The sequence below is a fragment of the Mycobacterium sp. ZZG genome, from assembly GCF_054786995.1.
The window spans coordinates 83,765-102,310 of the sequence record NZ_JBTBFV010000012.1; the positions used below are offsets into that span (position 1 = coordinate 83,765).

General features: G+C 69.0%; 18 protein-coding genes. 11 read left to right on the forward strand and 7 right to left on the reverse strand.

Annotated elements, in window-relative coordinates:
* Positions 1–25: 25 nt before the first annotated feature.
* Complete coding sequence (locus tag ACXMYJ_RS09990; RefSeq protein ID WP_260754666.1) at positions 26–502, forward strand: Rrf2 family transcriptional regulator; 477 nt, start codon at positions 26–28, stop codon at positions 500–502.
* Here ACXMYJ_RS09990 and ACXMYJ_RS09995 read toward each other — a convergent pair.
* Positions 499–891, reverse strand: coding sequence for a VOC family protein (locus ACXMYJ_RS09995; protein ID WP_260754665.1), 393 nt, complete (start codon positions 889–891; stop codon positions 499–501). The two genes, ACXMYJ_RS09990 and ACXMYJ_RS09995, sit on opposite strands and share 4 nt — an antisense overlap.
* A 74-nt stretch (positions 892–965) precedes the next feature.
* Here ACXMYJ_RS09995 and ACXMYJ_RS10000 point away from each other — a divergent pair, with 74 nt between their 5' ends.
* Entirely contained in the window at positions 966–1,982 is a 1,017-nt protein-coding gene (locus ACXMYJ_RS10000; RefSeq protein ID WP_260754664.1) for a nitronate monooxygenase, read from the forward strand.
* Between the two features lie 25 nt (positions 1,983–2,007).
* Here the strand turns inward: ACXMYJ_RS10000 and ACXMYJ_RS10005 are convergent, their stop codons facing one another.
* From ACXMYJ_RS10005 to ACXMYJ_RS10015, 3 genes are read right to left on the reverse strand one after another with little or no spacing between them, the layout of a single operon-like run.
* A complete protein-coding gene (locus tag ACXMYJ_RS10005; RefSeq protein ID WP_260754663.1) occupies positions 2,008–2,889 on the reverse strand; it encodes a DUF4097 family beta strand repeat-containing protein in 882 nt (293 codons plus the stop codon).
* 18 nt (positions 2,890–2,907) lie between these two features.
* Positions 2,908–3,546, reverse strand: coding sequence for a response regulator transcription factor (locus ACXMYJ_RS10010; RefSeq protein ID WP_260754662.1), 639 nt, complete (start codon positions 3,544–3,546; stop codon positions 2,908–2,910).
* Positions 3,534–4,874, reverse strand: coding sequence for a sensor histidine kinase (locus ACXMYJ_RS10015; protein ID WP_260754661.1), 1,341 nt, complete (start codon positions 4,872–4,874; stop codon positions 3,534–3,536). The genes ACXMYJ_RS10010 and ACXMYJ_RS10015 overlap by 13 nt, the downstream gene beginning before the upstream one ends.
* Before the next feature lie 120 nt (positions 4,875–4,994).
* Here ACXMYJ_RS10015 and ACXMYJ_RS10020 point away from each other — a divergent pair, with 120 nt between their 5' ends.
* From ACXMYJ_RS10020 to ACXMYJ_RS10030, 3 genes are read left to right on the forward strand one after another with little or no spacing between them, the layout of a single operon-like run.
* Positions 4,995–6,113, forward strand: coding sequence for a TDT family transporter (locus ACXMYJ_RS10020; protein ID WP_260754660.1), 1,119 nt, complete (start codon positions 4,995–4,997; stop codon positions 6,111–6,113).
* 46 nt (positions 6,114–6,159) lie between these two features.
* Positions 6,160–7,041, forward strand: coding sequence for an LLM class flavin-dependent oxidoreductase (locus tag ACXMYJ_RS10025; RefSeq protein ID WP_260758222.1), 882 nt, complete (start codon positions 6,160–6,162; stop codon positions 7,039–7,041).
* Positions 7,042–7,063: 22 nt separating this feature from the next.
* Positions 7,064–7,735 carry a DUF899 domain-containing protein gene (locus tag ACXMYJ_RS10030; RefSeq protein ID WP_260754659.1) on the forward strand — a complete coding sequence of 224 codons (672 nt, stop codon included), beginning with the start codon at positions 7,064–7,066 and terminating at the stop codon, positions 7,733–7,735.
* A 110-nt stretch (positions 7,736–7,845) separates the two neighbouring features.
* Here ACXMYJ_RS10030 and ACXMYJ_RS10035 read toward each other — a convergent pair whose 3' ends face one another.
* From ACXMYJ_RS10035 to ACXMYJ_RS10045, 3 genes are all read right to left on the reverse strand, one after another.
* The gene (locus ACXMYJ_RS10035; RefSeq protein ID WP_260754658.1) at positions 7,846–8,961 is read right to left on the reverse strand and encodes an acyl-CoA dehydrogenase family protein; all 1,116 of its coding nucleotides are present in this window, start codon (positions 8,959–8,961) and stop codon (positions 7,846–7,848) included.
* An 8-nt stretch (positions 8,962–8,969) separates the two neighbouring features.
* Positions 8,970–10,127: an acyl-CoA dehydrogenase family protein gene (locus ACXMYJ_RS10040; RefSeq protein ID WP_260754657.1), complete on the reverse strand. Its 1,158-nt coding sequence runs from the start codon at positions 10,125–10,127 to the stop codon at positions 8,970–8,972.
* Between the two features lie 82 nt (positions 10,128–10,209).
* A complete protein-coding gene (locus tag ACXMYJ_RS10045; RefSeq protein WP_260754656.1) occupies positions 10,210–11,019 on the reverse strand; it encodes a DUF1460 domain-containing protein in 810 nt (269 codons plus the stop codon).
* A 108-nt stretch (positions 11,020–11,127) separates the two neighbouring features.
* Between ACXMYJ_RS10045 and ACXMYJ_RS10050 the strand changes: the two genes are divergently transcribed.
* From ACXMYJ_RS10050 to ACXMYJ_RS10075, 6 genes are all read left to right on the forward strand, one after another.
* Positions 11,128–12,081: a lytic transglycosylase domain-containing protein gene (locus ACXMYJ_RS10050; RefSeq protein WP_260754655.1), complete on the forward strand. Its 954-nt coding sequence runs from the start codon at positions 11,128–11,130 to the stop codon at positions 12,079–12,081.
* 263 nt (positions 12,082–12,344) lie between these two features.
* Positions 12,345–13,163 carry a peptidoglycan-binding protein gene (locus ACXMYJ_RS10055; RefSeq protein ID WP_460355806.1) on the forward strand — a complete coding sequence of 273 codons (819 nt, stop codon included), beginning with the start codon at positions 12,345–12,347 and terminating at the stop codon, positions 13,161–13,163.
* Between the two features lie 38 nt (positions 13,164–13,201).
* A complete protein-coding gene (locus ACXMYJ_RS10060; RefSeq protein WP_460355855.1) occupies positions 13,202–15,712 on the forward strand; it encodes a hypothetical protein in 2,511 nt (836 codons plus the stop codon).
* A 149-nt stretch (positions 15,713–15,861) separates the two neighbouring features.
* A complete protein-coding gene (locus ACXMYJ_RS10065; protein ID WP_460355808.1) occupies positions 15,862–17,463 on the forward strand; it encodes a hypothetical protein in 1,602 nt (533 codons plus the stop codon).
* 90 nt (positions 17,464–17,553) lie between these two features.
* A complete protein-coding gene (locus ACXMYJ_RS10070; RefSeq protein WP_460355810.1) occupies positions 17,554–17,829 on the forward strand; it encodes a hypothetical protein in 276 nt (91 codons plus the stop codon).
* 61 nt (positions 17,830–17,890) lie between these two features.
* Positions 17,891–18,523, forward strand: coding sequence for a GIY-YIG nuclease family protein (locus ACXMYJ_RS10075; protein ID WP_260754651.1), 633 nt, complete (start codon positions 17,891–17,893; stop codon positions 18,521–18,523).
* Positions 18,524–18,546: the final 23 nt, after the last annotated feature.

Genomic DNA, 18,546 nt, shown 5'->3' on the forward strand with positions numbered 1-18,546 from the left:
CCGACGCGCGGGCTAGGGTTGGCCCATGCGGATGTCGGCCAAGGCGGAGTACGCCGTGCGCGCGATGGTCCAGCTCGCGACGGTGGACGACGGTGTCCTCGTCAAAACCGACGATCTCGCCAAGGCCCAGGGGATCCCGCCGCAGTTCCTCGTCGACATTCTGTCCGACCTGCGCACCGACCGGCTGGTGCGTAGTCACCGCGGCCGCGACGGCGGGTACGAGCTGGCCCGGCCGGCAGCCGACATCAGCATCGCCGACGTGCTGCGCTGCATCGACGGCCCGCTGGCCAGCGTGCGCGACATCGGCCTGGGAGATCTGCCCTATTCGGGGCCGACGGCGGCGTTGACCGACGTGTGGCGGGCGCTGCGGGCGAGCATGCGCTCGGTTCTGGAGCAGACCAGCCTGGCCGACGTCGCCTCCGGTGACCTGCCCGGCCACGTCCGGTCGATGGCCGACGACTACCGCGGCCAGGAAGAGGCGCGCGGACACTCGATCGGTTAGCGGGACGCGCCGGACCCGTACGGGCGGGTGAGGATCTCCAGGTAATGACCGCCTGGGTCCTGGAAGTACACGCCCCGTCCGCCGTCGTTGTGATTGACCTGACCCGGCTGCGCGCCCCGCGGGTCGGCCCAGTGCTCCAGAGCCCGGTCCCTGATCTTTGCGTAGATGACGTCGAACTCGTCTTCGGAGACCAGGAACGCGTAGTGCTGCGGGTGAATCGGCTGATCGGCACCGACCTCGGCGTAGTCCAGGCTCGTGTCACCGACACTGACCACCAGGAAATGGCCGAACGGCTGCGGGTCGGGCAGATCGAACAGCTCGGTCAGGAACCTCGCTGACGCCCTCTTGTCCCGCGCCGCGACGATCGTGTGATTGAGGGTGATGGCCATCGCGATCCAGGATAAGACTGTCGGTGACCGCGGTTCCAGCGATCGGCGCCACGGGGCCGTGATACGAAGGGCTGGTGGTGTTCGATGTTCGCGACCTCACGGCGCCGGTGCTGGTGGCGCCGATGGCGGGCGGGCCGTCCAGCCCTGAGCTCGCCGCGGCCGCGTCGTCGGCGGGCGGTCTCGGATTCGTCGCGGCCGGTTACCTGACAGCCGACGCGTTCGCCGACCGCGTGGGTGCCGCGCAGCGACTCACCAGCGCCCCGCTGGGCGTCAATCTCTTTGTGCCGCAACCCAGTGCGGCCCGAGCGGCGGAGATCGACGCCTATGCCGGCGCGCTGGCCGGTGAGGCGCAGCGGTACGGCGTCAGCACCGGCGAGCCGCGGTTCGACGACGACGACTGGGACGCCAAGCTCGATGCACTGCTCGACCTGCGGCCCGCGCTCGCGTCGTTCACCTTCGGTCTGCCCGGCGACACCCAGCGACGCCGCCTCACCGAGGCGGGGATCACCACCGCGGCGACGGTCACGACGCTTGCCGAGGCGCGCCTGGCGGCCGGCGTCGGAGTCGACGTGCTCATCGCCCAGGGCCCGTCCGCGGGCGGGCACCGCGGAACCTTCGACGCGACCGCCGCGCCGTCACCGCAGCCGCTGGCCGAGCTGGTCACCGCGATCGGCGCCGAGCTCGAGCTCCCCGTGGTCGCGGCGGGCGGGCTGATGACCGGCGACGACGTGGACCGCGTCCGGCGTCTCGGGGCAGCCGCCGCGCAGTTGGGGACCGCATTCCTGCTCGCCGACGAGGCGGGCAGCAGCCCCGTGCACCGGGCCGCGCTGCAGGATCCGCAGTTCACTGAAACCGTTGTGACCAAAGCGTTCTCGGGACGTTATGCGCGCGGTCTGCGCAATCGGTTCATCGTCGAACACGACGCGGAGGCGCCGTTCGGCTATCCCGAGGTGCACTATCTGACCAGTCCGCTGCGCGCGGCGTCGGTGCGGGCCGGGGATCCGCACGCGGTGAACATCTGGGCGGGCACCGGCTTCCGCGCCGCCCGCCCGGGCACGGTCGGCGAGATCATCGCGTCGCTGATCGGTTGACAGCTCTTCTCGTCGCGTCCTGTCCTCACCGCTGGTCGTCGACGATGACGTCGCCGGACTCGGTGCGCGCCGTCACCACAGCCGCCGCGGCGTCACGGTCCCGGGTCTGCGGAACGCGCACCACCGTCGTGGCGCGGTCTGTTCCGGTCGTCGCGTCGACGAAGTAGGGTCCCGGCGGCGGCAGCGCGATCACGACGTCGCCGCGGTCGGTCTGGGCGTCCACGGTCACCGGCGCCTCAGCGAAGTCGACGCTGACGTCACCGGTGGTGGTGGTCGCCCGGAACGATTCGGCGACCGAGATTGGTTCCCGCGTGCTCACGTCACCGTGCTCGTTGGCGATGTCGATCCGGCGTGCCGAGCCGCTGAGGACCACCGCCCCGTCGACGATGCGGGCGTTGAGTTGGTCGAGGTCGGCCTGGGCGAACACCACCCCCACCTCCTGACGGATGGTCACGGTCAATCGGCGGGCGAGTTCGGGTGGCAGCACCAGCGTGATCTCACCGGCGCGGCCCCACTGCAGGAACTCCGACGGCTCCGCGTCGATGGTCACCCGTGCGGTGGCGCCGTCGGCGGTGACCGACAGCGGATCGGCGCCGGCGCGGGTGGAGTTGACCATGCGCATGTCCACCCGGGGCCCGCGGGACTCGCGGTCGGAGGTCAGCCGCACCGCCACCGGCACCGATCCGGTGTCGATCACCACTGACGTCACCGTGGCCGGCAGTGGCATCGAGTCCCTGACCACCCGGAACGAGCTGACGGTCACCGCGGCGGTCACCGACAGCGCGACGACGGCGGCGACCAGTGCCGCGGCCGCGAGAATGAGCAGCGTGCGGATCGCGGTGCGCCCGCCCGGCGAGAGCTGCGGGGGCGGCGACGCGGGCGGTGGCGGTGCGAGCGTGGTGGTCACGAGTATCCTTCCGTCGCTTCAGGATTCGAGGTAGCGCAGCACGGCGAGCACGCGGCGGTTCTCGTCGGGCGCGAGGTTCAGCTTGGCGAAGATCGACGCGATGTGCTTCTCGGCCGAACCCACCGAGATGTGCAGGGCGGCGGCGATCGCGGCGTTGGTCCTGCCTTCCGCCATCAGTTGCAGCACGTCGTGCTCGCGGGGCGTCAGCGCGTCGAGTGCGTTGCGGCGATGGGACCGGACCAGGATCTGGGAGACCACTTCGGGGTCGAGCACCGTGCCGCCCGACCCGACGACCTCGACGGCGTCCAGGAACGCCGGGACGTCGGCCACCCGGTCCTTGAGCAGATACCCGAATCCGCGGGTGTCCGAGGCGATCAGGTCGGCCGCGTAGCGTTCCTCGACGTAGTGCGACAGCACCAGCACCGGCGATTCCGGATTCTGGCTGCGCAGCAAGGCCGCGGCCCGGATGCCCTCGTCGGTGAAGGTGGGTGGCATCCGGACGTCGAGGATGGCCAGGTCTGGTCGCTGTTCGTTGACCAGGCGCAGCAGGTTGGTCGCGTCGGGCACGCCGGCGACGACCTCGTGCCCGGCGTCGGTGAGGATCCGTTCGATACCGGCCCGCAGCAGGGCCGAGTCCTCGGCGATCACGATCCGCATGGCAGCACCGCGGAGATGATCGTGGGTCCGGTGGGCTGACTGGCCACCGAGAAACTCCCCTGAGCCGCACGCACCCGTTCGTCGAGTCCGCGCAAGCCGGTGGCTTCCGTGTCGTCGTCGTCTTCGACGATGCGCGCCCCGCCGTGTCCGTCGTCGAACACGGTGACGTGCAACTGATTCGCCGCTTCGTCGAGACGGACGGTGACCGCGGCGGCCGACGCCCCGGCATGCCGGCTGACGTTGGTCAGCCCCTCGGCGACGACGAAGTACGCGCATGCCTCCACCTCGTCGGGCAGCCGTCGCGGCAGGTGCACGCTCAAAGTGGTGGGCACCCCGGAGTTGGTCGCCCGCTGTACCACCGCCGACAGCGCGGCGTCCAGGCCGCGGTCGGCCAGGATGGTCGGGGCGATCCCGCGGACCACGTTGCGCAGCTCTACCAGGGCGCTCTTGGCGTCGTCGTGCGCCTCGGCGATCAGCGCCTTGGCGGCAGGCAGGTCGGAGTCGAGTTTGGTCTGGGCCAGCCCTATCGTCATCGCCAGCGACACCAGCCGCGGCTGCACGCTGTCGTGCAGGTCGCGTTCGATGCGGTGCCGCTCGGTCTGCGCCGACGTGACCGCTCCCTGCCGGGCGTCGGCCAGCGCGCTGACCTTGTGCTGCAGTGCGGCGGTCGGTGACGGCGCCAGCAGCCAGCGGTCGATCACCGCGTCCAGGGTCGGGGCGAAGATCACCAGCGCCACCGCGGCGGCCAGTGCGACCACAGCCAGCAGCCACGCCACCGGGATGGGCAGGAACGCCAGACCGGCCTCGGGGTCGCTGTGCCCGACGGCGATGGCGAGGGCAGGAGCCAGGAACGCGAACACCGCCAGACCCAGCGCGATGGCGGTGACGAGCGCGTCGTAGATCATGCGCAGGTAGTGATGCGCGGCTGCCTTCCAGAACCAGGCGCTGCTGACGTCGAGCCAGAGCTGGTGGGCCCAGCGCTGGAATCCGGTGTACTGGGACAGGCGGCGCGCCGGGACGGCGATGCCCATGCCGAACACCGCTTCGCTGCGTACCCGCTCGACGTGATCGATGCCCCGGATCAGGTAAACGAACACGATGCCGGCCAGCACGGCACCGACGATGCTGGGGATCGACGATATGCCGATTACCAAGATCGCCAATGGAATCCAGAACCACACGGCGGCCAGCGCGCCGCCGGTGAGCAGCGATGCGCTCGCGGCGACGCTGAGCGTGCGGTGCTGCGGCGGCGGCACGGTCGCCGGTCCGTCGGGGGTGAACACCGGAACCCGGTCGGTGACAGCATCGGTGTCGGTGACTGCGGTCATGCCTCAAACCTAGGGATGGGGCCGCCGCGGCGACACAGCGTTTTCCCGAGAATGCTCCGGGGGATAACCCCACCCCCAGCCCGGCATTCTCCGCACGGTCGCGGTGACCATACTGACCCCATGACGAACCCGCCGCCGACGATCCTCGGCTACCTGGGGCCGAACTGGTTCGCGTCGGTGATGGGCACCGGCATCGTGGCGACCGCGGGCGCGTCACTGCCGGTGCAGATTCCGGGCCTGCGCGCATTCGCCTTGGTGGTCTGGGTGCTCTCGGCGCTGTGGCTGCTCGTGCTGATCTTCGCGACGTTCGCCCACTGGCTGCGCAACCCTGCGGTGGCCCGCAGCCACGTGCGCAACCCGCAGATGGCCCACTTCTACGGCGCGGCCCCGATGGCGCTGCTGACCGTCGGCTCCGGCGCGCTACTGGTGGGCCGGGATCTGATCGGGGAGCAGGCCGCGGTCGACGTGGCCTGGGTGTTGTGGACGGCAGGCACCCTTGGCGGTTTGTACACCGCGATGACCATCCCGTATCTGATGTTCACCCAGTACCGGGTGGAACCCGACGCGGCGTTCGGCGGCTGGCTGATGCCGGTCGTGCCGCCGATGGTGTCGGCGGCCACCGGCGGCCTGCTGCTGCCGCACATGGCCGAGGGGCCCGGCCGGGCCACCATGCTGTACGGCAGTTACGCGATGTTCGGGCTGTCGCTGGTCGCCTCGCTGATCATCATCACCATGGTGTGGAGCCGCCTCGCGCACTACGGCACCTCGGGCACGGCGCGGGTGCCCACGTTGTGGATCGTGCTGGGCCCGCTGGGTCAGTCCATCACGGTGGCAGGGCTTCTCGGTGCTGATGCGGCACTGGCCGTCGATCAACGGCTCGCCGACGGGATGAGCGTCTTCGCCGTGCTCTACGGCGTCCCGGTGTGGGGTTTCGCCGTGCTGTGGATCGGCCTCGCGACCGCGTTGACGGTGCGCACGCTGCGCCGCGGGATGCCGTTCGCGTTGACGTGGTGGAGTCTGACGTTCCCGGTCGGCACCTTTGTGACCGGCACCAGTCAGCTCGCCTTCCACACCGCGCTTCCGGCGTTCCGGTACGCGGCCGCGGTCGCGTACGTCGGGTTGCTGTGCACCTGGTTGCTGGTCGCGGTGCGCACAGTGCGCGGCGGAGTGCGCCTGTTCGCCCCGCCGGCCGCTGATCCGATCCGCGCCCACAAGGACCCGCCGGCCACGGCGCGCTGACAGCCCCCGGACCGGCCGTGCCAGAATCGCCTGCGTGCGTATCGGGATGACGATGCCGGTGATGGAGCCCGACCTCGACCGTGCGTCGTTGAGGTCGTGGGCGCAGCTGGTCGACGACGGGCCGTTCTCGTCGCTGTGCTGGGGTGAGCGGATCGCGTTCGACAATCCCGAGAGCCTGACCCTGCTCGGTGCGCTGGCGGCCTGGACGGACCGGGTCCGGTTGGTGACGACGGTGGTCATCCCGCAACTGCACGACCCCGTGATGCTGGCCAAGCAGCTGGCGACCGGAGACATGCTGTGTGAGGGCCGGTTGACCGTCGGTATCGGCGTGGGCGGGCGTCACGAGGATTACCGCGCCGTCGGGGCCGACCCCGCCACGCAGACGATGCGGGAGATGGCCGAGCGGGTGGCGGTCATGAAGCGGGTGTGGGCGGGGGAGAAGGTCACCGACTCGACGCTGCCGGTGGGTCCGCCGCCGGCGCAGCCCGGTGGGCCGGTGCTCCACGTCGGGACGCTCGGTCCCAAAACGGTGCGCTCCGCCGCGACGTGGGCGGACGGGTTGGCCGGCACGACGCTGGACTTGGACCTGGGCAAGCAGAATGAGCTGTTCGAGGTGGCGCGCCAGGCATGGCAGGGTGCCGGCAAGGCGAAACCGCATCTGGCGACGTCATTCTGGTTCGCCCTCGGTGACGGTGACGCACCCCGCGAACAGGTCCACCGCCACCTGCTGCGGTACATGAACTGGATCCCGGCCGAGTTCGTCGACGCGATGGCGCCGACCACCGGATTCGCCGGGACCGCCGAGGAACTCCACGACGTGCTGACCGGATTCGCCGAGATCGGCACCGACGAAGTGCATCTGATCCCCACCAGTTCGGACCTCGACCAGGTCCGCCGGGCAGCTGAGGTGATCGCCGACTTCGCCTGACCCGCGGTGGCAAGCTTTGAGCATGGAAACCACCGCCCTACCGCCGATCGTGTCGCGAGACGAATGGGAGCAGGCACGCGCCGAGCTGCTCGCCCGCGAGAAGGAGCTGACCCGTCTCAAAGACGCCGTCAGCGCCGCGCGGCGGCGCCTGCCGATGGTGCTCGTCGACAGCCCCTACCTCTTCGACACCGAGGCGGGCCCGTTGACGCTGCTGGATCTTTTCGACGGGCGGCGACAGCTGATCGTGCAGCACTACATGTTCGGATCGGACTGGGACGCAGGATGTTCCGGCTGCGCGATGATGGCCGACCACCTCGGCCCGCTGTCGCACCTGCACGCCAAGGACACGTCACTGGTGCTGGTGTCGCGGGCCCCGGTCGGCAAGCTGGTCGCGTTCAAGGACCGGATGGGCTGGGACCTGCCCTGGGTGTCCTCGGGCCGCACGAGCTTCAACGAGGATTTCCGCACCACCGTCGACGGCGAAGAGCGCCACTCCATCAGCGTGTTCCTCCGGGACGGCGATCGGGTGTTCCACACCTGGCAGACCTTCGATCGCGGCGAGGAGCCGTTCATGGTGGTTTTCGACCTGCTCGACCTCACGCCGTACGGGCGCCAAGAGGACTGGGAGGACTCACCGCCGGGCTGGCCGCAGCAGCCGACCTATGAATGGATCCGTCTGCACGACGAATACTGATGTGTTCGAGTCGCGACGTGACCCATTTCCAGGGCTTGTCTCAGTGCCCGGGCTCGACGCAGCGCTGACGAACTATTTCACCGGCCCGACCAACGGGTCCGGATCTGGTTCTAGACGGTGACGATCTCGTAGTCGCCGAGCTGACCGATCAGCACGTGCAGCTGGTCCTGCGTGGAGCCCAGGGTGTGCGAGATCGCGGTCAGCCGCGCCGCGTAGTGGCTGATCGGGTACTCGGCCGTCACGCCGATGCCGCCGTGCAACTGGATCGACTCCTGGGCGATGTGGCGCCCCGAGCGGCCGATCTGCAGCTTGGCGCGTGCCGCGATCGTCGGGTCCAGGTTGCCGTCGGCAACGGACATGTTCGCGTAGAACGTCATGCTGCGCGCCAGCTCAAGCGACACGTACATGTCGGCGGCCCGCTGGGTCAACGTCTGGAACTTGCTCAGCGTGACACCGAATTGCTTGCGCGCAGTGAGGTATTCGCTCGTCAGCCGCAGCGCCTCCTCCATCGCGCCGAGCGCCTCGGCGCACAGGCCGGCCGAGATCCGCACCAGGGCACGGCTGATCGCCTCGGAGGCGTCCACTGCCTCTCCCAGCGGTTCTGCGGCCACGGAGTCGAAGTCGACCTGAGCTCCGCGCTGACCGTCGAACGTGCGGTACGGCGTGCGCTTGGCCTGATCGTTGCCGGCGGTGTCGACGAGAAACAGGCCGGTGCCCCCGTCGGGCAGTGCGGCGCTGACCACCAGCGTGTCCGCGCAGTCACCGGCCAGCACCGGGTTCTTGCTGCCGCTCACCGTCCACGAATCACCCTGTCGGGCAGCCGTTGTCGAGACCTTTGCGGTGGGCAGGCGCATCCCCGGTTCCAGGTGGGCGAAGGCCAGCATCCGTTCGCCGCCGGCCACCTCGTCGAGAAGCGCCCGCTGCCCTTCGGTGCCGACCTCGGCGATCAGTGCGCCGGGTCCCAGCGCGGCGTGCAGCACCGGTTCCGGTGCCAGCCGGCGGCCGATCTCGGTGAGAACGACCAGCACCTCGATCTGTCCGCCCGCATCCTCGTCGAATCCCAGCCCGAGGACGCCGACCTCGGCCAGCTGTTTCCACACGTCGCGGCTCCAGCCGGGATCGGTGTCCACGGTCTTGAGGCGGCTCTCCGGGTCGTAGGTCCGTGAGAGCATCTCGCGGGTGGTGTCGCGCAGCAGGACCTGCTCTTCACTGAATTGGAAATCCATGTCTTAGCTCACAATCCGAGAATGGTCGACGCGATGATGGTGCGCTGGACCTCGTTGCTTCCGCCGTAGATCGAGGTCTTGCGGTAGTTCAGGTAGCGCGGTGCGGCGTCCTGCGCCCAGTCGGCCGATGCGATGCCGTGGCTTCCGAACGGCAGCGCGTCTGCGCCGGCGACCTCGACCAGCAGTTCGGTGGCGGTCTGCTGCAACTCGCTGGCCCGCAACTTGAGCACCGACGAGGCGGGGTTGGGTTTGCCGCCCTGCGAGCTCGACGCGACCCTCATCTGCGTCAGTTCCAGTGCCAGGACGTCGTTCTCGGTCTCGGCCAGACGGGCTGCGAACAGCGGGTCGTCGATCAGGCCGTTGGCCTTCGCGCGTTCCTTGACCTCGGAGAGCCGCAGTTTCGTGCGGCCGATCTGTGTGATCCCGGTGCGCTCGTTGCCCAGCAGGAACTTCGCGTACGACCACCCCTGGTTCTCCTCGCCCACGAGCTGATCGGCGGGTACCCGGACGTCTTCGAAGAACACCTCGTTGACCTCGTAGCTGCCGTCGATCAGCTTGATCGGCCGCAGCGTGACGCCGGGGGTGTTCATGTCGATGAGCAGGAAGGAGATGCCCGCCTGCTTCTTCGGCGCGTTCGGGTCGGTGCGCACCAGGCAGAAGATCCAGTCGGCGTACTGGCCGAGCGTGGTCCAGGTCTTCTGACCGTTGACCACGTAGCTGTCCCCGTCACGCAGCGCGGTGGTCCGCAGCGACGCGAGGTCCGAGCCGGCCTCCGGCTCCGAGAAGCCCTGACACCACCAGATGTCGACGGCGGCGGTGGGGGGCAGGAAGCGCTCCTTGAGCTCCTGGCTGCCGAACTCGGCGATCACCGGGCCGACCATCTTGGCGTTGAACGTCAGCGGCTCCGGCACGCTTGCCAGCTGCATCTCGTCGAGCCAGATCTGGTGCTGGATCGGCGTCCAGTCCTTGCCGCCCCACTCCACGGGCCAGTTCGGCACCATCAGCCCGTGGTCGTTGAGGATTTTGTTGGCCGTGACGACGTCGTCGCGGTTGGCTTCGGTGGCGGTGCGGGTCCGCTCGCGGATCTCCGCCGGGATCTTGGTGCGGTAGAAGGTGCGAAGCTCGTCGCGGAAGGCGGCTTCCTCGGGCGTCAGCGCCAGCTGCATGTTGCGGACTCCTGGTTCATCGGTGTACCAACCGCCAGACTAACCACTTGGTTGGGCCGCGAACACACGGGCACGCCAACCGTCACAGGATCGGGCGCAACACCACGATCCCGGGGACGGTCTGGAGGTACACCGACAGTGGTGTGTCGATGACCGCGTCGTCGCCCGGCAGCGAGGACGCGTTGCGGAAGACCGGTCCGTCCGGCGCCTGGACGAGGATCCCGACATGGGTGACGTCCAGGCCGCCGTCCTCGGCGTAGGCGCCGATGTAGTCGCCGCCGCGCAGACCGGCGATGACGCCGTCGGTCACCAGATCGCTGGGGATATAGGTGACGGTGCGCGGGACCACCGGCAGGCCCGGCAGATAGACCCCGCCGGAGTCCTTGCGGTTCAGCTGCTTGGCCGCGCGCACCGCGTCGTCGCTGAGGGAGGCCGTGACATCGGTGGCGATCGCCGGCGCGGACGCCGACCAATCGGTGAAGAAGTGTCTGCGGTTCTCGAACGACATCACACCGCCCTTGTAGCGGACGTGGGTGAGCCCGGCGAGGAACTCGTCGCGGTCGTGTGCCCGTTTGAAGGCCTCGACGTAGTCGGCGTAGGTGAAGCAATCGACCCGCTCCAGGTTCACCACGAGCTCTTCGGGTTCGCTCGCCGAACCGATGAGAGTGTTTGCGCCGTAGGGTGTTCCGAGGAAGCGAGCGGAGATCAGGCTGGGATCGGAGGTGTCGGCGGCCAGCATCGACTCCAGGATCTGCGCGCTGGCGGGGGAGATGTCGGCCGCCGGTGCGGCGTGCGTGCCCGCAGGGGGAGCCAGAATGCCGATCACGGCCGAGATCAGCGCGGCCAGCGTCAGCCGCGCCGCGCGACGGTTCGGTGTTGCTGAGCTCGGCACCGCATCTCCTCCCCGAGGTACTCCGGCCACTGTACGGGCCGCGATCGGTCAGACTGGTCGGAAGCGATCGCGCGATCCGGGAGGCGACATGAGCTGTGGTGAGGGGCGATGACCACCCGTGCCGGGGTGGTCCTCGCTGCAGCCGCGGCCGTCGCGCTGGTCAGCGGCGCGGTGTATGCGGCGACACCCACCCGGGATCCGGCGCACCGCACGGAGGTCGTGCAGGGGGCCCCGCCGGCACCCCCGGCCCCGCCGGCGCCACCGGCACCACCGCCGCAGGCTGGGGCGCAGCCGCGGCTGGCGACCGACCCGGTGCGACTGGTCGGCGACCTCGTCGACGACGAACTCGCGTTGCGCGATCCGTCGTCGCCCGAAGACGTGCTGCTCGCCGCCGCTCGGCGCCAGCAGGTGGCGTACCGGGTGCTGGGGCGCCACCCGGAGTGGGACGCCGTGGTGCGGCCGCGGGTGCCCGCGCACCTGGTCGACGCGTACGACCGCAACGTCGACGCGCGCAGGCAACTGACCGCGATGGGCAACGGGCGGGGCAGGCCGACCTTGCCGGCCTGGCGGATCAAGGCCCCCGCGCCGGCCCAGGAACTGCTCAGGTACTACCGCGAGTCCGAGGCCGCGTCCGGGGTGGCGTGGAACTACCTGGCGGCCATCAATCTGGTGGAGACCGCATTCGGGCGAATCGCCGGAGTCAGCACCGCGAACGCGCAAGGGCCGATGCAGTTCCTGCCGTCGACGTTCGCGACCTACGGTGCGGGCGGCGACATCGCCGCCGACCGCGACAGCATCATGGCCGCCGGCCGGTTTCTGGCCGCCCACGGCTTCGCGCGTGACCGTGATGCCGCGCTGTACCGGTACAACAACTCGAACCGCTACGTGCGCGCGGTGACGCACTACGCGACGGTGATCGGCACAGATCCCGGCGCGTTCAAGGGCTATTACCGCTGGGACGTCTACTACCTCAGCAGTGCGGGTGACGTGGTGCTGCCCGTCGGCTACGCGGCCACCGAGCCGATCCCCGTCGACAGATATCTGGCCGACCACCCGCAGTAGGGTGGCACCCGACCAGGCGGCAGGCTGGCATCCAGCAAACCTTGACCGTTGCACTGCGCGCCTTCGGCTACCTGAAATCCGGGGATCATCGCGCCCTGCTGTGTGGCTGAGCTAATTAGGCGAGCGTGGTTGTCGCAGATGGGCGAAATTTTCTGGCCATCCTGCAAGTGAATTCGGAATTTTCGGGGTACCCGGTCGCTCACCAGAGCAATGTGCAGCGTGTGCGGGCAGCAACGCCACCCAGTCGAAAGGGCCAAAAGCTGATGACCGCGGAAGGACTGTCTCACGACGAACTCCTCGCCGAGAGCGCCATCGCGCTCCCCGACAAGGAGGTCGTCTCGATTCTCGATCTGAACGCCGATGTCGACGTCGCGATCGACGCCGCCTCCCCGATCGACCTCGCGGCCGCGGCGAACCTGAATGTGGCGGCGCCGATCGACGCCGCGGCAGGGGCGAACGTGCTGACCTACGGGTCCGGCAGCCAGGCGGTGGTGGATCAGGGCACGTCGATCGAGCAGATGCTCGACGCCGATGCCTACGCCACCTCGACCCAGGTGAGCGGCATCGACCAGGGCGGCATGGATACCGACAACGACGTGGACGGCACCGACGGCACGGATGGCACCGGCGGCACGGATGGCACCGGCGGCACGGATGGCACCGGCGGCGCGGGTGGCGCCGATGGCACCGACGACGGGACCGGGGCCGTCGTCGACACCAGTCCCGGCGCTCTGCTCGACGGCAACCTGCTCAACGTCAACGTCAACGTCGACCTGGATTCCGACCTCGCGGCCCCGATCAGCGGTGCCGTCGCGGCCAACGCCAACGTGGCCGCGCCGATCAACGCCGGTGTGTCGGCCAACATCGGTTCGATCGACTCGGATGCGATCTCCGTCGCCGAGCAGGACGCGATCATCAAGCAGACCGTCATCGGTGAGGCCGTGGCCGAGGCCGATCAGGACTCCACGATCAGCCAGGGTGACGGTGACGCCGGCGGCACCACCTCCGATGTCGGCTCCGCGGGTGACAGCGGGTCGGCCGGTGACTCCGGATCCTCCGACGGCGGATCCACCGCGGGCTGATCAGCTGACCTTCCAGGGGGAGTACGACCGTGACCACCATGGGTGTCGAGCCCACGCATGCTCACCTGCGGCGCGCTGACGGAGTCGATTTGATCGGAGCGATGCCAGGCTCCGGTTATCGGGTGCCGCCGGCGCTGGTGCGTCGCGGTGACGGCCAGACGGTGCAGCTCACCCCGTTGCTGTACGCCATCATCAGCGAGATCGACGGGCAGAAGACCGCCGCGGAGGTGGCCGCGGCGGTCAGCGCGTCCACCGGCCGCACCGTCTCCGAGGACAACATCACCCACCTGGTCGACAAGCAGCTGCGGCCGCTCGGGTTGGTGACGCTGCCCGACGGTACGCAGCCCGTGACCAAGAAGCGAAACCCCTTGTTGGGTCTGCGTTTCCGCTATGCGGTTACCGATGCCGAGCGCACCCGCAGGCTCACCGATCCGTTCCGGGTGCTGTTCCGGCCGTGGGTGGTGTTGCCCGCGCTGGCGGCGTTCGCGGCGGTCTGCTGGTGGGTTTTCTTCGAGAAGGGCCTGGCGTCGGCGGCCCACGACGCGTTCCAGCGGCCGGGCCTGCTGATCCTCGTCTTCGTCGTCACCATCGTCTCGGCCGGTTTCCACGAATTCGGTCACGCGGCGGCCGCCCGCTACGGCGGGGCCACGCCCGGGGTGATGGGCTTCGGTGTGTACCTGGTCTGGCCCGCGTTCTACACCGACGTGACCGACTCCTACCGCCTCGGCAGGGCAGGACGGTTACGGACCGATCTGGGCGGGCTGTATTTCAACGCACTGGTGGCCATCGCGATCACCGGGCTGTGGCTGTGGCTGCGCTACGACGCACTGCTGCTCGTGGTCGCCACGCAGATCCTGCAGATGCTGCGCCAGCTCGCGCCCCTGGTGCGATTCGACGGCTACCACGTGCTGGCCGACCTGACCGGGGTGCCTGACCTCTATTCGCGCATCAAGCCGACACTGCTCGGTGCACTGCCGTGGCGCTGGGGTGACCCGCAGGCCCGCCAGCTCAAGGCATGGGCGCGCATCGTCGTCACGCTGTGGGTGCTCGTGGTCGTTCCGCTGCTGCTGGCCACGGTGGCGATCGCGGTGTGGGCGCTGCCCAGAGTGCTGGGGTCGGCGTGGGCGAGCCTGGTCACCCAGCGCGACGTGTTCGTCACGGCGTGGGCCGACGGAGACATCGTGCAACTCGTGGCCCGCGTGCTGGCGATGATCGCGATCGTGATCCCGGTGGCCGGAATCCTGTACATGCTGGCCCGTCTCGTGCGTCGCACCGTCGCCGGTACCTGGCAGGCCACCGCGGGCAAACCGCTGCTGCGGATGCTCGCGCTGGTCGCCGGAGTCGGCGTGCTCTGTGGCGTCGCGTACGCCTGGTGGCCGGGCGAACAGAGATACCGGCCGATTCAGCCGTGGGAACGCGGAACCATCGGGGACATCGTCTATGCGCTGAATACCGACCGCATTCCGCAAGGGGTGCAACGGGATTCCGCCGCCGCGACAGGTGCGGCGCACCGGCTCGTCAGCGGTCAGCGGGGCGTCATGAACGTCGTGTGGGACACCCGCACGGCGATGCCCACCCAGGATTCGCCGCAACTGGCACTCGTGTTGAGGCCGCGGACGTCCCCGCCGGTGATGAACGGCGGCAGCGGAAGCGGCGGCGGGGCCGGGACGGCCGCCGTGCTCGGATCCACCGACACCACGGACGGCTGGGTGTTTCCGGTCGATAAGCCGCTCGCCCCGGAACCCGGCGATACACAGGCGCTGGCGGTCAATACCACGGACGGCACCACGGTGTACGAAGCCGCATTCGCGATGGTCTGGGTCACCGACAACACCGACGCGATGAACGTCAACGAGGCGCAGGCCTACGCATCGTGCAATTCGTGCGCCGCCGTCGCGGTGGCCTATCAGGTGGTGTTCGTCGTCGACAGCGACGACGGCGACGACAACGTCGCCGCCCCCCAGAACCTGGCCGGCGCCCTCAACTACGAATGCGTCAACTGCTTGACCTATGCGCTGGCCCGACAGCTCTTCATCACCCTCGACGAGCCGTTGTCGAAAGACGCGATGGACGACCTCGACGCGGTGTGGGCCGAGGTCGCGCACTTCGCCAAGGAGATCGAGGCAGGCACTGTGCCACCGGAAGAGATCGAGACTCGGCTGGGGGCGTACACCCAGCAGATCATGGGCGTTGTGCAGACCGCCGCGCCCACCGCGTTGCCGCAGCAGACCGCTTCCTCCGCGGCGCCGACCACGCCCACCTCCACCAGCGTGACGACGACGACAAGCGCTCCGGCGACCACGGCGCCCTCCACCACGCCGCCTGCGACGACCGCCCCCACGACGACTGCGCCTGCGACGACTGCGCCGCAGACGACTTCGGCGGTGGCACCGTCGACCTCCGCCGCGCCGACGACGGTGAGCAGTGAGGCGACAACGCCGACCGGCGAGACCTCAGCGGCGGACACGGGTGAATCGTCCTCGGCCACGGAAGCCGGCAGCGCTGACGACTCGACGTCGAGTACGTCCGGCAGCGAGACCGGCCAATGAACAGGGCCCGGGCAGCGGGGATCACCTGACGGGCCACGATCTGTGCGCTGGCCGACGCTGAGAAGAATCAGCCCTGCGGATCCGCTGAAACCGGTATGTCAGCGCCGGTTCAGCGCGAGAATTCATGTCATCTCGTGCAGGGGGTGGCCATGGATTTGGCATTTCGGTCCACACTCAAACTGGCGGTCGCGGTGGTCGGCGCGAGCAGCATCGCGCTGGCGCCCGGCGTCGCCCCCCTGCCCGACCTGTGGCACCCGCAGAATCAGAACTTCGCCGCGCAGTACACGGTTCCGCAACAGACCTCGCTGACGCTGCGTGCCCCCGACCTGCAACTGGCGGCGGCGGTGGAGGCGCTGCTTCTGGATCCCACCCCCACCCTCGTGCCGACACCGGGGCTCGTCGCGCTCGCCAACGCGATCGACAACGCCTACAACGTGATCGAGCCGTGGGTTCGGTACGGATTCGAGGTCGCCTCCGACGTGGTCGCCTGGATCCCGTGGGTCGGGATCTTCGCCAACCAGATCATGGTCGTCTACAACTTCGTCGAGTCACTGATCAACAGCGGGGTGTTCAACACCACCGATTGGCTGAGGGGCCAGGGATCGGCACTCAAGAATGTCGCCGACTGGGTCGTCGATCTCGGCCTCGCAGTGGTCTGGCTGGGAATCGACGAGGTGGGTGCGTGGATTCCATTGCCGCCGATCGGTTTCTACCCACCGAGACCTCCGGCGGCTGACCTTCCGGAAGGATTTCTGGGCAACGCCGTGGTCGGAGCGTCGCATCTGCTGGCTGATGTGTCCAACGCCATCTGGGACATCTGGGAACCGATCCGTGGCGGCATCGACTGGGCAGTCGGCGTAGCAAGCGATGTGCTGGACGCGGTCTCCTGGATTCCGTTCGTTCCGTTGATCAACTTCGAAGTGACCGAGGGCTGGGATCTGATCGCCGGTGGCATCGACGCGCTCACGGGATTCGCACACGACATGATCGACGCCGGCGATCAGTTCGTCACCGACACCCTGCAAGGTGACGGTTTGATCGCCGCAATCGTCAACGCTTTCGACAACACCGTTTCGTCCATCGCCACCCGCACCGGCGAGGCATGGCAGGCGTTCGTTGATTGGGTGGACGCCCAGATCAGTTATTTCCTCAATCCGTTCGGCGCGACCGGTACCACCACCGAGGAGACGCCGCAGCCATCGGAGGGACCGGCGGACGAGTCGGACGAACAACAAAGCTCGGCCCGCAGCATGTCTCCGGTCGAGCCCACCGTGACCGGCGCCCCAGCGCGGCGGTTGACGGTCGAGGGCACGGACGGCGCGACCGTCGTCGAAGAGGGGGCGGCTGAGGAAAACGGAGCCGATCCGCTGCAGGCGTCGGGTGCGGACCCGACCGGGCAAGCACCGGGCCCGGCCGAGCAAGCAACGGGTGCGGACAGCCAGGCACCGGTCGTCGGCGATGACGAGGTGGTCACGCTCGGACCGTCCGATTCGGCCGACGGCATCCCGGAAGACGCCGAGGGGGAGGCGCCGGACGACGTCCTCGGCGGCGCGCTGGAAGACACCGACGATCCCGAGCCGAGCGAGGCGTCGATCGGCGATGCCGACGACGCGCTGGAAACCGCAGAAACCGAAGGGGACAGCGAAACAGGAGAAGCCGACGACACCGACGGCGCCTCATCTGCCACAGACAACTCGGGTGGCGTGTCGGGCGACGCGCAGACGTCGAGTGGCGCGCAGGAGGCCGCCTAGGCCAGTCGCGGCACGTTGGATCCGGCGGGGCTCAGTCCTACGATTGAGGACACGCACGGGGTCGGGGATCAGGTCAAGGGAGGCCCTACGATGCGAACCAGACTGATCGTTGCCGGGGCGGCGCTGTCACCGCTGGCTTCGCTGGTCCTGCTGTCACCGGCGCTCGCCCGTGCGGCGGAGTGCGGCGTCGGGACGGTGTACGACCCCGCCACGAACACGTGCATCGTCGCGCCGGTTCCTCCACCGCCGCCCCCGCTGCCCCCGCCCCCTCCACCGCCGCCGCCATGGAACGGTGACCCGACGCCAGGATTCTCCATCGGCATCTGCGCGCCGATTCCGTTCGTATCGATCTGCACCGGGATCTGAGCGGGCTTCGGGGGCGGCTTCGGGGGAACGCGCCGGCCCGCCCAGCGGATACCCTGGGCCGATGGCCGAGTCGATATCCGCGAAGCGCACTGCCGATGCTGTGGCGAAATTCGTTGCAGCGCAACGCTTCACGCGGGAAGAGGTGTTGGGCGAACCGAGCCCGGTGCCTGCGGAGGCGGGTGTGCACGGCTGGTGGTTCAAGACGATCCCGGGCGACATCGACGTGTCGGGATGCGAACAGCGGGACGGCTGGACGCTGCTGTATGTGGGCATCTCCTCCGGGCCGCCCCGGCCGGACGGCAACCCGCGGGCGCCACAAGATCTCCGCAAGCGCATCCGGTACCACTTCGGTGCCGGCAATGCCAGCGCCGACGGGTCCACGCTGCGCAAGTCGCTCGGCGTGCTGCTCGGCGGTGAGCTCGGGTTCGCGCTGCGCCGGATCGGGTCGGGCAAGCGCATGACGTTCGCCGGTGGCGAGAGCGTCCTGACACAGTGGATGGCCGAGAACGCCGCGGTGTCGTGGGTGCTGCACCCCGAGCCCTGGCACCTCGAACGCAAGCTGCTCGGTGCGCTCGATCTGCCGCTGAACTTCCAGGACAACGAGCGCAACGCGTTCGCACCCGAGCTCAAGAGGCTGCGCCGGGAGGCCGCCGTCAAAGCCGGAAAGATGCGCGTGCTCGCGGAATGGTCGTAGCTTCTCGCGCACGGAAACGCCGC